The organism is Gordonia sihwensis NBRC 108236, from assembly GCF_000333035.1.
Classification (GTDB): Bacteria; Actinomycetota; Actinomycetes; order Mycobacteriales; family Mycobacteriaceae; genus Gordonia; species Gordonia sihwensis.
The window spans coordinates 1-14,501 of the sequence record NZ_BANU01000002.1 but is presented as its reverse complement, the minus strand read 5'-3'; the positions used below and the strand labels follow the sequence as shown (position 1 = coordinate 14,501).

Below are 14,501 nucleotides of genomic sequence, written 5' to 3'. Positions count from 1 at the left end.
CACCTCTTCGCATCAGATGTTCTCGCGGGCCCGACGACGTAGTGTTCATGACGGCCGCCACCCAGGCGACCACCCGAACGCCCGTTCCGCCGGTCGCGCCCAACCTCGCTCCGCCGGCAGGACACCCGCTGATGCAGTTTCAGGAGCGAGGACGGGGGACCCACAATCCTCCGGGAAGCGGTCGATCACCTCGGTGGTCGGCCTTGGGGTTAAGCCCGGCAGACGTCGCACCCAGTGACGCGAGCCGGACCGGGCACCTCTCAGCCCGAACCCGACAGCTCACCTCGTAGGCGCGTGGAGAGAGGAAACGAAGACATATGTCCGGACGTCACTCGAAGCAGACGACCAATACCAAGACTTTCGCGAAGATCGCCCTCACGTCGGCCATCATCGGCGGCGGCGCGGCCCTGATGGGCGGCGGTCACGCCTCGGCAGCGACCGATTCCGAGTGGGATCAGGTCGCACAGTGCGAGTCCGGCGGCAACTGGGCCATCAACACCGGAAACGGCTACCAGGGCGGCCTGCAGTTCAGCCCGAGCACCTGGGCGGCCCACGGCGGCACCCAGTACGCACCGAGCGCCGACCAGGCCACCCGCGAGCAGCAGATCGCCGTCGGCGAGCGCGTTCTCGCCACCCAGGGCAAGGGCGCATGGCCCACCTGCGGCGGTCCCCTCTCGGGCCCCACCCAGCGCAGCGCCCCGGCCACCCCCAAGCCGGCCAACCCGCTCGCACCGAAGCAGCAGGACGCCCCGAAGACCGGCCTGGCCAAGTCTGCCGACGCCAAGAACACCGAAGAGGCCAAGCAGCAGATCGACAAGGTCGTCAACGACTCCAAGGTGAGCCCCGAGGTGCGCAGCGCCTGGAAGGCCGCCAAGGACTCCGGCTACCAGCTCACCCCGGACCAGCTGAAGCTGTACAACCAGAACAAGGGCCTGATCAACCTCCCCTGATCACCCGAGAAGTTCATCCGAGAAGACCTCCGCTTCGGCGGGGGTCTTCTCGCATTTCGCGACCGCCCCCGCACCGACGTGACACATGGCGCACGAAAACCGGCCGGACCACACGGTCCGGCCGGTCTCGGCAGAGCTCAGGTCAGGTCAGCGGTTGACGACGGTCTTCGACTGGATGTACGGCAGGCTGTCGACGGGCTGCGGCAGCTCGTAGTAATCGCCGAACGGCGAGAGCGCACCCGCCAGGTGAGAGGTGAACTCCGTCACCGCGTGCTGCTCACCGATATCCGTCGGCCAACCGTTGTCCACGTATCCACTCTTCTTAGCCACGGCCTCATTGTGCCATGCCCGCTGAACCGGCGGTACAGTTGTCCGAATGAGTCCCGACCTGCCGCTGCGCGGGTTGGCCGACGATCTCGCCGAGCGGTCCGACGATGCGCTCGTCGAGTTGCTGATCGCCCGGCCCGACCTCGCCTCTCCCCCGCCCCGCGGCACCGGTGTCCTCGCCCAGCGCGCGCTGTCGGCGGCGTCGATCTCCCTGGCGGGCGAAGGGCTCGACCTTCTGGCGGTCGCGGTGATCGAGGCCTTTCTCGACGCGTCAAGTGCGATCGGCGAACGCAAGGAACTCCTCGGGCCGGTGAGCCGGGACGCGATCGTCGCCCGTCTCGGTCGGCGGGCGCGGCGCGGCGACGTCGACGCGCGTCTCGACCAGATGGTCACCCGTGCACTGCTGTGGGGCACCGGGCCGCGTCGACGCGGCAGGCACACCGACTGGATCGCCGGGGCGCATCTGCCCGACGCCCTGCCGTGGCGGGCTCACAATCTGCTCGGCCCCATCGCGGAGTCGACTCCCGCGCAGATCCGCGAGCGCATCGAATCGGCCGCCGAGCGGCCCAGGGAACTGCTCACCACACTCGCCCAGGGGTCGTCTCTCGGGCGCAGTCGCGACGCCGCACCGGATGCCGATCCGAGCGCGCCGGTGCCCACCCTCATCTCCCTCGGTCTGCTCGCACGGATCGATGAGCAGACCGTGGAGCTTCCGCCCCAGGTGGGACAACTGCTTCGCGGTCAGCCGCCGCTCGAGACCGCGGTCCTGCGGGAACCGCCACTCACCGGTGCGGACGGCCCCGGGCGGTTCGACGCGAAGGCCGTCGACGCCGCGGGTGCGGGCGAGGCGCTCGAACTGCTCCGTCACTCCGGCGATCTGATCGAGGCGCTCGGCACCGCGCCGGCGGCCCTGCTGCGGTCCGGCGGCCTGGGCATCCGCGAACTCCGGCGCCTCGCCAAGACCACCGCCCTGACCGTGAGCCGCGTCGGCCTGCTCGTCGAGCTGCTGGCCAGGCAGCGGCTGCTCGACGCGGGTGCGCCCGACTCCGACGCGGGCGACCACCTCGCCGACGACGTCTTCGCGCCCACCGGCGCCGTCGACGCCTGGGCGCATCTGAGTTCCGGGCGACGATGGCTCGGCATGGCGCGGGCGTGGCTCGATCTGCCGCGGCAGCCCTGGCAGATCGGCGACACCGACCGCGAGGGGAACACCCTCGCGGCGCTGTCGTCCGAACTGTTCGACGCCACCGCCGCGGCCTCGCGCCGCGCGGTGCTGGCTCCGCTCGCCGACGCCGAGCCCGCCCACCCGGTGTCCCCCGAAGCGCTGACCGCGGTACTCGGATGGCGTCATCCGCGCCGTCTCCGCCGGCTCAACGTGCACGTGGTGTCCGAGACCCTGCGCGAGGCGACCGAACTCGGACTCGTGGCGCACGGCTCGCTCACGACCGCCGGGCGGCTGCTCCTCGACGTTCCCGCCGACGCCGAGTCGGCGGCCGACGTGCTCGCGGCGATGGACGCGTCCCTGCCCGACCTCATCGACTACTTTCTGGTCCAGGCCGACCTGACAGTCGTGGTGCCCGGGCCGCTCGATCCGGACGTGGCCGACCGGCTCCGGTTGATCGCCGACCTCGAATCGGGCGGTGCCGCCTCGATGTACCGGATCACCGAAGACAGTGTGCGGCGCACGCTCGACACCGGCCGCACCAGCGCCGAGATCGCCACGTTCCTCCACGAGCACTCACGGACGCCCGTGCCGCAGTCGCTGACATATCTGATCGACGACGTCGCCCGCAGACACGGCCGGCTGCGCGTGGGCGTGGCGGCGTCGTTCATCCGCTGCGACGACACCGCGACGCTCACCGAGGTGCTGCGCAGCGAGGCCGCGACCGAGCTGGCCCTGCGCGCCCTGGCCCCGACGGTCGCGGTGTCGGCGGCACCGCTGCGCGATGTGATCGACCGGCTGCGCGCATCGGGGTTCAGCCCCGCGGGCGAGGACTCCTCCGGAGCGCTGATCGACCTGCGCAGCCGAGGCGTCCGCGTCCCGGCCCGCGGTGCGGCGTCGTCCCCACCGCATCGACGCGCCGCTCTCGGTCCCGGTCAGGCGCACGCCGTCGTCTCCCGGATGCGGACCGCCGACCGCGCCGCCGGACCGGTCGCCGCGGCCTCGGCGTCGGGTGCCGCCGGCGAGACCGTGTCCACGCTGATCCAACTGGCCCTGCGCACCGGGAGGCGCCTGCGCATCGGTTATGTGGACGCGCAGGGCGCGGCGAGTCGGCATGTGGTGCACGCCCGTTCGCTGGCCGCCGGACAATTGGTGGCCGACGAGGAGGGCGGCGAGCCCGACCTCCGGTTCGCGCTGCACCGGATCACCCGGGTCGAGGTGCTCTGACTCCCGACGGCAGGTGGCCGCACCGCGCCCGAACCTGGACAATGGACCGGTGACCGACGGACCTCTCATCGTGCAATCGGACAAGACCCTCCTGCTGGAGGTCGACCATCCGGGGGCGGCCGCCGCGCGGGCCGCGATCGCACCCTTCGCCGAACTCGAGCGCGCTCCCGAGCACGTCCACACCTACCGGGTCACTCCGCTGGCACTGTGGAACGCGCGGGCCGCCGGCCACGACGCCGAGCAGGTGGTCGACGCCCTCGTCACGCACTCGCGTTTCCCGGTTCCGCAGCCGCTGCTGGTCGACATCGTCGACACGATGGGCCGCTTCGGGCGGCTCCAGCTGATGAAGAACCCCGCGCACGGGCTCACCCTCGTGAGTCTGGATCGCGCCGTGCTGGAGGAGATCCTGCGGAACAAGAAGGTCGCGCCCATGCTCGGCGCGCGGATCGACGACGACACCGTCGTGGTCCACCCGTCCGAGCGCGGGCGCCTCAAGCAGATCCTGCTGAAGGTCGGCTGGCCCGCGGAAGACCTCGCCGGTTACGTCGACGGCGAGGCGCACCCGATCGAATTGGAGCAGACCGACTGGCATCTGCGCGACTATCAGGAGTTGGCGGCCGACTCGTTCTGGGCGGGCGGTTCGGGCGTCGTGGTCCTGCCGTGCGGTGCGGGAAAGACTATGGTCGGCGCCGCGGCGATGGCCAAGGCCGGCGCCACCACGCTGATCCTCGTGACGAACACGGTCGCCGGCCGCCAGTGGAAGCGCGAGTTGGTGGCCCGGACCTCCCTGACCGAGGACGAGATCGGCGAGTACTCGGGCGAGCGCAAGGAGATCCGGCCCGTCACCATCGCCACCTACCAGGTGATGACCCGCAAGTCGAAGGGCGAGTACAAGAACCTCGACCTGTTCGACTCGCGCGACTGGGGTCTGATCATCTACGACGAGGTGCATCTGCTTCCGGCCCCGGTGTTCCGCATGACCGCCGACCTCCAGTCGCGACGGCGCCTCGGCCTCACCGCCACGCTGGTCCGCGAGGACGGACGCGAGGGCGACGTCTTCAGCCTCATCGGCCCCAAACGCTACGACGCCCCGTGGAAGGACATCGAGGCGCAGGGCTGGATCGCTCCGGCCGAGTGCATCGAGGTCCGGGTGACGATGACCGATTCGGAGCGGCTGCAGTACGCCGTCGCCGAACCAGAGGAGAAGTACAAGCTCTGCTCCACCGCCCACTCCAAGATCCGCGTGGTCCGGTCGATCCTCGAACGCCACCGGGACTCCCAGACCCTCGTCATCGGCGCCTACATCGACCAGCTCGAGGAGTTGGGCCGGGAACTCGACGCCCCGGTGATCCAGGGCTCCACCCGGAACGCCGAACGCGAGAAGCTCTTCGACGCCTTCCGCCGGGGAGAGTTGCAGACCCTGGTGGTCTCGAAAGTCGCGAACTTCTCCATCGATCTCCCCGAGGCCTCGGTGGCGGTTCAGGTCTCGGGTACGTTCGGTTCTCGCCAGGAGGAGGCCCAGCGCCTCGGCCGTCTGCTGCGGCCCAAGGCCGACGGCGGTCAAGCGCACTTCTACTCGGTCGTCTCGCGCGACAGCCTCGACGCCGACTACGCCGCGCACCGCCAGCGATTCCTCGCCGAGCAGGGCTACGCGTACCGGATCGTCGACGCCGACGACATCGTCGGACCGCCGCTGCCGTGAGACGCACGTAACACTCGTCGTCTGTTCGTGCGACATACCGGTTGTCGGGGGTTCGAACACCATCGTCGATTCCAAGGGGGAACCGTGAACCGTCTCGTCACCGGAACTGTCGTCGCTCTCGCAGCGGGAGCCGTCGTCGCGGGAACCGCGGCCGGGGCCGGCGCGGCCGGCGCCGACATCGAGACCAGCGAGTACGTCGCGCAGAACTGCATCGGCCTGTCACCGAACATCATCGATAATCCCTACTACGGCGGCGTCACCGTCTACCCCGACGGCAATGGGCGCATCAGCGTCACCTGGGGCAATCCCAGCATCTGGGGCTACCGCACCGACGGCACCCTGACCTGGAAGAACCTGCGCACCGGCCGGAGCGGCCAGAGCAATGCCCACTTCACCCACGACGCCGAGGGCGCCGGGTTCTCGGCGGAGATCGCCACGGGTCCGGGACCGGTCCGGATCACCACGCGAGCGATGAACCGAGGGCCCTTCCTCACCCTGGCCGCGCCGACGTGCACGGGAGTGGCGCACGTCCGCTGACCGCATGGGTCGGGTGTGTGCCAACCTGGAGCCATGCCATTGGTCGACCGCATGCGCCCGTTCACGTCCACCGTCTTCGCGGAGATGTCGGCCCTCGCGGTGAAGCACGACGCGATCAACCTGGGTCAGGGGTTCCCCGACTCCGACGGGCCGGCATCGATGCTGGCGGCGGCCGTCGACGCGATCGAATCAGGCGGCAATCAGTACCCGCCCGGGATCGGTGTGCCGTCGCTGCGCCACGCGATCGCCGCACATGAGCGCGATCACTACGGCATCGACCGCGACCCCGATTCGCAGGTCCTGGTGACCGTCGGCGCCACCGAGGCCATCGCCGGTGCCCTGCTCGGGCTCGTCGAGCCCGGCCGCGAGGTGGTGATGATCGAGCCGTACTACGACTCCTATGCGGCCTGCGTCGCCCTTGCGGGCGGTGTCCGGCGCACCGTTCCGCTGGTGCGCGACGGCGACGGATTCGTGCTCGACCGATCGGCGCTGGCCGCCGCGTTCGGACCGAATACCGCTGCGGTGCTGGTCAACTCGCCGCACAATCCGACGGGCACGGTACTCACCGACGACGACCTCGCCCAGATCGCACGGTTGACGATCGAGTACGACGCCGTCGCCATCACCGACGAGGTGTACGAGCACCTGCTCTTCGACGGCCGCGGCCAGCACCCGCTCGCGTTGCTGCCCGGGATGGCCGAGCGCACCCTGCGGATCTCGAGCGCCGCCAAGACCTTCGCGTGCACGGGGTGGAAGGTCGGCTGGATCACCGGTCCCGCCGATCTGGTGGCGGCGGCGCGTGCGGCCAAGCAGTTCCTCACCTACGTCGGCAGCGGACCGTTCCAGCCCGCGGTAGCGCACGCGCTGCGCACCGAGATGGACTGGGTGCGGGCCAACGCCGCCGACCTGGCGCGCAAACGGACCGTCCTGTCGAACGCGCTGCGCACGGCCGGGTTCGACGTCCACCGCAGCGAGGCCGGGTACTTCGTCTGCGCCGATCCGCGCCCTCTCGGGTATTCGGACGGATTCGAGTTCTGCCGCGAGATGCCGGCGCGGATCGGGGTCGCCGCCGTGCCGGTCAGCGCATTCGTCGACGACGATCAGCCGTGGCGGCACCTGGTCCGCTTCGCCTTCTGCAAGCGCGACGAGGTCATCGCCGAGGCCGCCGAGCGACTCGGCAGTCTGCGATGACCGCGCGCCGTTCGTACTAGAACATACGTTCGATACCCTGGTAGGCTCCAGCCATGGGCACTGGAGTTCAGGCCTCGTTGTTCGACTCGGCTGACGCGGACGTCGGCCTGGCCGCACTGAGCGCGAGCACCGTACGACACCCGCTCTCCGACGGCGCCTGGGTCGATGTGCGCCCGGGCTGGGTCACCGGGTCGATGCACCTGTTCGACGCCCTACGCGCCGATGTGCCGTGGCGAGCCGAACGCCGGCAGATGTACGAGTCGGTAGTCGACGTCCCGCGACTGCTGGCCTTCTACGATCAGCGCAGCGCGCTGCCGCACGAGATCCTCGAACGGGCCCGCGGTGCACTGACGCACCACTACCGACGAGAACTGCCCGAGGGCTTCGCCACCGCGGGTCTGGCATTGTATCGGGACGGCTCCGACAGCGTCGCCTGGCACGGTGACCGGATCGGTCGGGGACGGATCGACGACACCCTGGTCGCGATCGTCTCCCTGGGCGCTCCGCGCACCCTTCTGCTGCGCCCGCGGGGCGGCGGACCGTCACGGAAATTCATCCTCGGTTCCGGCGATCTGTTGGTGATGGGTGGCTCATGCCAGCGCACATGGGATCACGCGGTCCCGAAGACGCCCGGGGCCGGCCCGCGGATCAGCGTCCAGTTCCGTCCCGCCGGGGTGCGTTGACCCGCGCGCTCTCAGACGTCGAAAGTGACGCCCGTCAGTTCCTCGGACGCCGACCAGAGGCGGTCGCGAACCCGCTGATCGTCGGCCGCCGCACGATAACGTGCACGCGACGGTGTACCGCGCAGCACCCGGTTGGGCCCCCAATAGCTGCCGTTCGGGACGTCGGCCGTCGCCGCGAACAGTGCGGGCAACGCCCCCTGAGCCGCAGGCTGCCCCACGCGAAGCATCGCGCCCGCCTTCATCAGGTAGTCCACGGGCGTCTCGGATTGCCCCATCAGACCGGTCGAGGTGTAGCCGGGATGAGCCAGGACCGCCCGCACGGGGGATCCCGACTGGGTGAGCCTGCGCGCCAGCTCTCGTCCGAACACGGTGTTCGCCAGCTTGGAGTCGCCGTACGCCGCCCATCGGTTGTAGCGCCGCCGCTCCCAGTTGAGGTCGTCGGCGTGGATCCTTCCCCAGTTCTGCGCGAGCGAGGACATGATGACGATCCGCTCGCGCACTCTGGGCAGCAGCAGTCCGGTGAGGGCGAAATGCCCCAGGTGGTTGGTGCCCATCTGCATCTCGAAACCGTCGGCCGTACGCCTGTGCGGCAGTGCCATCACTCCGGCGTTGTTGACCAGGACGTCGAACGGCTCGACGCCGGCCGCGAAATCGCGCACAGAGCCCAGATCGGCCAGATCGAGATGCGCGACGCGCGCCGACGCGCCGATCCGGCCCGCCACACGTTCGGCTTTGTCCAGGTTGCGGCAGGCGAGGGTCACGTCGGCGCCGGCCGCCGCGGCAGCCCTGGCGATCTCGGCACCCAGCCCGCTGTTCGCGCCGGTGATCACCCAGGTGCGGCCGCTCTGGTCGGGTAATCCGGCTGTCGGCCGATCGCTCATGTCACTGCTCCTTCGCGGCCGCACGCGGCGAACGCTCACGCGGTATGGCGAACTTCACCAGGTCAGCCAGCACACTACCGAGCGACGGCGGCTCGGCGCGGATCAGCAACTCGCGCGGCGCGAAGATCTCGGTCGGCTCCGGCCGACCGCGCAGGGTCACCCGATCCACGCGGCGCCACTTCGCCACCTCGTCGGCGCCGGCACGGTCGATGGCCGCGCCGCTGGCGTAGACGGGCGAGTATCCCTCCTTGGCCCGGTCGGACAACCGCGCGCACTCGTTCACCGGGTCCCCGATCACGGTGTACTCGTACCGGGTCCGCGCTCCGATGTTGCCGGCGAACACCGGACCGTAGGCCACGGCCATCCCCCACTCCAGCGGGAGCTTCTCACCGAGCGCCACACCGAGTTCGCGCGCGGCCCCCAACGCCGATTCGGCGGGATTGTCCAGTGGCGCGGGCACACCGAATACGGCGAGCGCCGCATCGCCCTCGAACTTGTTGATGAAGCCGCCGTGCCGTTCCACCACCTCGGCGACGATGGAGAAGAAGGCGTTGAGAACCACCGCGGTCTCGCGCGGGTCGCGCCGTGCCGCGAACGACGTCGACCCGGTGATATCGACGAAGATCACCGCGACCTCGGTGTTCGATCCGACCAGATCTCCGCCGTGTTCGAGAGCCAGGTCGGCGACCCCCACTCCGACGTGGCGGGAGAAGATCTCGCGCATCCGGTCACGTTCCTGAAGGCCGTCGAGCATCCCGTTGATGCCATGCTGGAGCACACCGATCTCGGAGGAGTCGTAGACGGCGACGCGCCTGGTCAGGTCGCCGTCGCGAGCGGATTCGATGACATCGCTCATCTCGTTGAGGGGATCGCGGATCGCACGGCCCACCAGTCCGACGACGCGCCCGCCCGAGGCGAGCGCGATGAAGGCCAGAAACGCGATCGGCCAGTCGAAACGATCCTCCACCTGCGGGACCAGGCCGAGTACCCGCCCGACGATGATCGTGACCATCCCGACCATCGGCACCGCCGAGGAGACCAGCCAGATCACCGCCATGCGCTCGCGCACGCCGTGCATCGCGAACCGCATCGACCGCCCGCCGAAGGCGAGCACCGTCAACGGCCGGACCGCGCTCTCGATGAACATGTAGTTCAGGCACGCCGAGGTTATGGCGGCGAGCATGAACGCCACGAGCATGGCGAGCAGGAACACCGGCTCGGCGTCGGAGAGCACCACGTACATCAGGTACGCGGCGAGCCAGCCGACCAGGTCGGCGTACACCACGCGGGTCGGGATCACCTGCACTTGTCTTCGACGGTCGTCGTCGGCGGGACCGCCGCTGACGAACCACGCGAACTGCGGTTTCAGGAACAGCAGCGAGATCGCGAGACTGACGATCAGTCCGACCAGCGTCGAGAACAGTACCGCGAGCATGCCGGGATCCTCGGAACCCGAGTGCAGCGTGAGTTCGCCGCCGCTGAACGCGAGGAACACCGCGATGAAGGTCTCGATGCTGATCAGGATCTTGGCCCCGCCGAGAATCGCGCTTCCGAGCACCATGGCCCGGGCGACGATTCCGCGGCGGGTCGCCACGTCCATCGCCCGCCACTCGGTGGCGACGCGTTCGCTTCCGCCTTCCACGAGCCGCCCGCCGAAGTAGGCCAGTTTCAGCCTGCGGTCCACCCATTCGGCAAAACGGTGCAGCTCAGTGCGAGTCTCGCCACGCACAAGCAATCACCTCCCGGCCCAATGGAATCTCACTGAGATTACCGAAGACCGGGAGGTGATGTCGGGGTGGAGCGATCAGGCGGTGTGCGTCGCCTCGATCTCGAGCGTGATGGTGATCTTGTCACCGACCACGGTTCCACCGGTCTCCAGCGGCATCTCGATGTCGATGCCGAAATCCTTGCGGTTGATCACGGTCGAGGCCTCAAAGCCCGCGACCGGGCCCTGGCCCATTCCCGCGTTGACGCCGTTGTACTCCATCTTCAGGGTAACCGGCTTGGTGACGCCCTTGAGCGTGAAGTCGCCGGTGAGCTCGTAGTCCCCGCCCTTCTCCACGACGGAGGTGGAGGTGAAAGTGGCGGTCGGGAACTTCTCGGCGTCGAAGAAGTCGGCCGACTTGATGTGGCCGTCGCGCTGTTCGTTGCGGGTGTTGATCGAGGTGACGTCGATCTCGGCCTGAACCGACGGCGTGCCGTCCTCGGCGATGGTGATGGTGCCGGTGAAGGCGTCGAAGGTGCCGCGGACCTTCGAGACCATCAGGTGGCGGACCGAGAAGCCGATGGTCGAGTGGACCGGGTCGATGGTCCAGGTGCCGGGGGTCAGGTCAGCGGGGGTGACGGTTGCTGCAGTCATGACGGTTCTCCTTGCGGAAGCGATCTCGATGGCGTCTGTGGTTCTGCGGCGGCGTGTGCCGCACACACACAGAGCATAACCGGACCGTGGTCCGGATAATTCCGGTTGTGGCGCCAATCACGGAAAGTACCGTCGGATCACGTCCGGACGCTCAGACGTCCACGACGTCGCTCGCCGGATCGATGAGGATCTTCGCGTGACTGCGTGCCGAGGCGAGCGCCTCGAATGCCCCCGCGGCACCGCCGAGCCCGACTGTGCCGGTGAGCAGCGGCCTCGGCTGAACCGTCCCGCGCGCGATCATGTGCAGCGTGGCCCGGAACTCGGCGGGGTCGTAGCCGAAGACGAAGCGCAGGTCGATCTCCTTGTTGCCTGCCATCGCAGGCTGGAAGACATCCGGCTCCATGCACACTCCGACCACCACGACCCGCGAGCGGAAGGGCACGTGCGCGACGAGGTCGTCGATCATTCCGGGAACGCCGACGCATTCGAAGACCACGGGCCCGCGCGGCGTGAGCGACAGCTTGTCGGCGACGCTCATCAGCGACCACCACGGCGTCCGGGGAATGGTCTGAAGTGCGTGCATGGCGTCGAACGCCACCGAGAACAGATCTCCGACGCGGGTGAAGTGCTTCCTCTGTTGCGGCGCCGCGTCCCACGGACTGTCGACGGCGGGGTCGACCACGACGTCTGCTCCGCACTGACGGGCGAGGTCGCGGCGCAGTTCGGAGAGGTCGGCGGCGACCACCGTGCGCACTCCCGCCGCTTTCAGCATCAGGATCACCGCGAGGCCGATGGGGCCGCAGCCGACCACAACGGCCACGTCGCGCCGGCCGATCTCACTGCGCCGGACCGCGTGATGCGCCACCGCGAGCGGCTCGGTCAAGGCCGCGAGTTCCACGTCCACACCGTCGGGGACGGGCATCGCCAGATCTTCCTGGACCACCATGTATTCGGCGTACGCCCCGGGCGCCTGCGCCGAGAGCCCCACCATTTCGACCTCGCCGTCGTGACGGATGATCGGCAGCGCGACCACCGCTGTGCCCGGCTTCCACCGTTTGCGGCATTTGGGACCGTACGAGACCACCTCCCCGACGAACTCGTGGCCCATCACCACCTCGTGGGCGGGGCGCATGAAGTGGTCGTAGCCCACCTTCTCCCCGATGTCGGCGGCGACGTCTCCGTGAACCCGCGCATGCAGGTCGGACCCGCAGATCCCGGCGCGGAGCACTTTGATCAATACGTGGCCCGGACCGGGGCGGGGAATCTCCATCTCGCGCACGTCGAGCGAACCTTCGTGACACACCACAGCTTTCATGCGTCCACTGTAGGGCCGGGTGCGTGCCGGCATCAGGACGCACAACGGCATCCGAGGGAACATTCCCCTCGGATGCCGTCGTGCCTACTGATCTCAGTCGGGACTGCGGTGGCGCGCCCGGCGAACGGTGTACGTCGGGTCCACCTTGACGCGCGGCCGCGTCTCCTCGGATTCGGAGCCGGCGAAGCCGTGGTCCGGGTGCTGCCCGGTGCCGGCGTCCACCCAGTGATGCCTGCCGGTGTCGGGCTCGGGCTGGACGTACTGCGTCTCGCCGCCGGTCGCCGGCTCCGGCTGGTCGTGGGTCACGGTCCGGACGGTGTCCTCGGACTCCTCGACGTAGGTCTCCACCGGCTTCTCGACCACCTTGCGGACGATGACCGGCTTCTCGACCACGACGATCTGCTCGATGGGCTTCTCGACCACCTTCTCGACCTCGACGTAGACCGGCTTCTCGACCACCTTCTCCACGATGTGCTCGACGGGCTTCTCGACGATCCGCTCCACGACGTGGTCGAACCGCTTCTCGATCACGTTCTCCACCAGGACGGGGGTCTGCACGTTCTTGTCGAACTCGCGGCGGACTTCCTGCTCGACCACCTTCTCGATGATCTCCGGCCGTTCGACGATCTTCTCCACGACGTGCTCCACCGGCTTGTCGACGATCTTCTCGACCACGTTGGGCTGTTCCACCACGCGCTCGACGGTCCGGTCCACCGGCTGCTCGATGACCTTCTCGACCACATTCGGCCGCTCCACCACCCGCTCCACCACGCGGTCAACGGGGCGCTCGACGACCTTGTCGATCACGTTGGGCACTTCGACGACGCGTTCCACCACGCGGTCGACCGGCTGCTCGATGACCTTCTCGACCACGTTCGGTCGCTCCACCACCCGCTCGACCACATGGTCCACCGGCTGCTCGACGATCTTCTCGACCACATTCGGTCGCTCCACCACCCGCTCGACCACATGGTCCACCGGCTGCTCGACGATCTTCTCGACCACATTCGGCCGCTCCACCACCCGCTCCACCACGCGGTCGACGGGCCGCTCCACCACCTGCTCGATGACGTTGGGGATCTCGACCACCTTGTCGACGACACGGTCGACGGGCTTCTCCACCACGTTCTCGACGACGTTGGGCACTTCCACAACCCGTTCCACCACGTGCTCGACGGGCTTCTCGATGATCTTCTCGACCAGTTCGGGCTTCTCGACCACGCGCTCCACGGCGTGTTCGACGGGGTTCTCGACGATCTTCTCGACCACGTTCGGCTTCTCGACCACCCGCTCGACCACATGGTCCACCGGCTTCTCGACCAGTTTCTCGGTGACGTTGGGGATCTCGACGATCCGTTCCACCTCACGGTCGACGGGCTTCTCGATCACCTTCTCGACCACGTTCGGCTTCTCGACGATCCGCTCGACCACATGGTCGACCGGCTTCTCGATCGGCTTGTCGACGATCTGCTCCACGATCACCTCGCGCGGCACCTCGACGGTCTTGATCTCCGCCTTCTCTACGACGAGTTCGATCTCCTTCTCGACGACCTTCTCGACCGTCTTGTAGACGATCTTCTCGACCGGGACCTCGATCTCCTTCTCGACCGTCGTCTCCGCCGCCGATTCCTCGGTCGCGTCGACGTGCTTCTCGACGACCTTCTCGACGGGCTTGTAGACGATCTTCTCGACCGGGACCTCGATCTCCTTCTCGACGATCTTCTCGACGGGAACTTCGCGGATCACCTCGACGATCTTCTCGACGGGCTTCTCGATCACCTTCTCGACGACCGACTCGACCGGGACCTCCACCACCTTGTCGACGATGGTGACGATCGGCTTCTCCACCATCCGCTCGACGCTGATGGGCTTCTCGACGACGTCGTCGGTGATCTCGACCAGCAGCTTCTCCACCATGCGCGAGACCTCGGTGGGCCGCTCCACGATCTCGTCCACCACAGTCACGAGCAGCTTCTCCACGAGCCGCTGGATCTCGATCGGTTTGTCGACGATCTCGTCGAGGATCGTGACGATCGGCTTCTCCACCAACCGCGGGATGTCGATCTCGTTGTCGACGATCTCGTCCTTCACCGTCACGATCGGCTTCTCGATGACGCGCGGCACGTCGACGGGGGTGTCGACGATCTCGTCGACGAAGGTGACGACG

At 68.4% G+C, this 14,501-nt stretch carries 12 protein-coding genes and 1 riboswitch; of the genes, 6 read left to right on the top strand and 6 right to left on the bottom strand.

Annotation, left to right across the window (positions count from 1 at the left end; all coding sequences use genetic code 11):
• Nucleotides 1-116: 116 nt before the first annotated feature.
• Nucleotides 117-309, top strand: a riboswitch (cyclic di-AMP (ydaO/yuaA leader).
• Between the two features lie 8 nt (nt 310-317).
• The gene (locus tag GSI01S_RS01695) at nt 318-950 is read left to right on the top strand and encodes a transglycosylase family protein (RefSeq protein ID WP_006894567.1); all 633 of its coding nucleotides are present in this window, start codon (nt 318-320) and stop codon (nt 948-950) included.
• A 147-nt stretch (nt 951-1,097) separates the two neighbouring features.
• Here the strand turns inward: GSI01S_RS01695 and GSI01S_RS01690 are convergent, their stop codons facing one another.
• Nucleotides 1,098-1,280 (bottom strand): hypothetical protein, encoded by a 183-nt coding sequence (locus GSI01S_RS01690; RefSeq protein ID WP_006894566.1) that lies wholly within the window; start codon nt 1,278-1,280, stop codon nt 1,098-1,100.
• 46 nt (nt 1,281-1,326) lie between these two features.
• Here GSI01S_RS01690 and GSI01S_RS01685 point away from each other — a divergent pair, with 46 nt between their 5' ends.
• The 5 genes from GSI01S_RS01685 to GSI01S_RS01665 all read left to right on the top strand — a co-directional run bounded on the left by GSI01S_RS01685 (nt 1,327) and on the right by GSI01S_RS01665 (nt 7,779).
• Complete coding sequence (locus GSI01S_RS01685) at nt 1,327-3,666, top strand: helicase-associated domain-containing protein (protein WP_006894565.1); 2,340 nt, start codon at nt 1,327-1,329, stop codon at nt 3,664-3,666.
• 49 nt (nt 3,667-3,715) lie between these two features.
• Entirely contained in the window at nt 3,716-5,368 is a 1,653-nt protein-coding gene (locus GSI01S_RS01680; protein WP_006894564.1) for a DNA repair helicase XPB, read from the top strand.
• Between the two features lie 84 nt (nt 5,369-5,452).
• The gene (locus GSI01S_RS01675) at nt 5,453-5,905 is read left to right on the top strand and encodes a hypothetical protein (RefSeq protein WP_006894563.1); all 453 of its coding nucleotides are present in this window, start codon (nt 5,453-5,455) and stop codon (nt 5,903-5,905) included.
• Nucleotides 5,906-5,938: 33 nt separating this feature from the next.
• Entirely contained in the window at nt 5,939-7,096 is a 1,158-nt protein-coding gene (locus tag GSI01S_RS01670) for a pyridoxal phosphate-dependent aminotransferase (protein WP_039866699.1), read from the top strand.
• Nucleotides 7,097-7,149: 53 nt separating this feature from the next.
• On the top strand, nt 7,150-7,779 hold the full coding sequence (locus tag GSI01S_RS01665) for an alpha-ketoglutarate-dependent dioxygenase AlkB (RefSeq protein WP_006894559.1): 630 nt from the start codon (nt 7,150-7,152) through the stop codon (nt 7,777-7,779).
• An 11-nt stretch (nt 7,780-7,790) separates the two neighbouring features.
• Here GSI01S_RS01665 and GSI01S_RS01660 read toward each other — a convergent pair whose 3' ends face one another.
• The 5 genes from GSI01S_RS01660 to GSI01S_RS01640 form a co-directional block, all read right to left on the bottom strand.
• Entirely contained in the window at nt 7,791-8,660 is an 870-nt protein-coding gene (locus GSI01S_RS01660; protein WP_006894557.1) for an oxidoreductase, read from the bottom strand.
• A gap of 1 nt (nt 8,661) precedes the next feature.
• The gene (locus GSI01S_RS01655; RefSeq protein WP_101841614.1) at nt 8,662-10,389 is read right to left on the bottom strand and encodes an adenylate/guanylate cyclase domain-containing protein; all 1,728 of its coding nucleotides are present in this window, start codon (nt 10,387-10,389) and stop codon (nt 8,662-8,664) included.
• Nucleotides 10,390-10,464: 75 nt separating this feature from the next.
• Nucleotides 10,465-11,019, bottom strand: a complete 555-nt coding sequence (locus GSI01S_RS01650; protein ID WP_006894554.1) for a YceI family protein — start codon at nt 11,017-11,019, stop codon at nt 10,465-10,467.
• A gap of 151 nt (nt 11,020-11,170) precedes the next feature.
• On the bottom strand, nt 11,171-12,334 hold the full coding sequence (locus GSI01S_RS01645) for a zinc-binding dehydrogenase (RefSeq protein ID WP_006894553.1): 1,164 nt from the start codon (nt 12,332-12,334) through the stop codon (nt 11,171-11,173).
• Between the two features lie 93 nt (nt 12,335-12,427).
• The coding region (locus GSI01S_RS01640; protein WP_006894552.1) for a hypothetical protein at nt 12,428-14,501 on the bottom strand (2,074 nt) is incomplete at its 5' end.

What these genes read in the sequence shown, in the direction of transcription:
- GSI01S_RS01665 (WP_006894559.1), top strand. Translation starts at nt 7,150, where the DNA reads ATGGGCACTGGAGTTCAGGCCTCGTTGTTCGACTCGGCTGACGCGGAC.
- GSI01S_RS01670 (WP_039866699.1), top strand. Translation starts at nt 5,939, where the DNA reads ATGCCATTGGTCGACCGCATGCGCCCGTTCACGTCCACCGTCTTCGCG.
- GSI01S_RS01660 (WP_006894557.1), bottom strand. Translation starts at nt 8,660, where the DNA reads ATGAGCGATCGGCCGACAGCCGGATTACCCGACCAGAGCGGCCGCACC.
- GSI01S_RS01650 (WP_006894554.1), bottom strand. Translation starts at nt 11,019, where the DNA reads ATGACTGCAGCAACCGTCACCCCCGCTGACCTGACCCCCGGCACCTGG.
- GSI01S_RS01645 (WP_006894553.1), bottom strand. Translation starts at nt 12,334, where the DNA reads ATGAAAGCTGTGGTGTGTCACGAAGGTTCGCTCGACGTGCGCGAGATG.
- GSI01S_RS01685 (WP_006894565.1), top strand. Translation starts at nt 1,327, where the DNA reads ATGAGTCCCGACCTGCCGCTGCGCGGGTTGGCCGACGATCTCGCCGAG.
- GSI01S_RS01695 (WP_006894567.1), top strand. Translation starts at nt 318, where the DNA reads ATGTCCGGACGTCACTCGAAGCAGACGACCAATACCAAGACTTTCGCG.